Origin of the sequence: Mesorhizobium sp. M1E.F.Ca.ET.063.01.1.1, from assembly GCF_003998155.1 — a bacterium.
In the GTDB taxonomy this organism is placed as follows: domain Bacteria; phylum Pseudomonadota; class Alphaproteobacteria; order Rhizobiales; family Rhizobiaceae; genus Mesorhizobium.
This window is the reverse complement of sequence record NZ_RZSC01001757.1, coordinates 1-395: the sequence shown is the minus strand read 5'-3', so window position 1 is coordinate 395 and position 395 is coordinate 1. Positions and strand designations below refer to the sequence as shown.

Annotated in this window: 1 protein-coding gene; it reads right to left on the bottom strand. The window is 69.6% G+C overall.

Translation table 11 applies throughout. The features are described 5' to 3' along the window. Positions 1-51 precede the first annotated feature (51 nt). Positions 52-395 (bottom strand): PfkB family carbohydrate kinase (locus EOA29_RS40755; protein WP_245468900.1); only part of this gene is annotated, 344 nt, incomplete at its 5' end.

Sequence of the window (395 nt, the reverse complement as noted above, 5' to 3'; positions counted from 1 at the left end):
CGGAAGAAGGCATAGAGCGCCGGACGGCACGGCCGGCGCCCGAGCCGCGCCTCAGGCGGCGAGCGTATTGGTCTTCTTCCTCGTGCGCCGCGCGAAGTCCATCGTGTGCTCGAACGACACCACTCCGGCCTGGCTGCCGAGCCCGGTTGCGTTCAGCGCCGAGGTCGCCTGCGCCAGCGTGACCGCGCTTTCCGCGTCGAGCCCGCGGTGCAAGCCCGCCGCGAAGCCGGCGTTGAAAGCATCGCCGCAGCCGCAGGTGCAGACCACATCGACCTCGAAGGCCGGGATATGGAAGCGCGTGCCGTCGGCATGGTGATAGTAGGCGCCGTGTTCGCCAAGCGTCAGGATGCAGCAGCCCACGCCGCGATCGAGCATGAAGCGCGCCACGTCCTGCG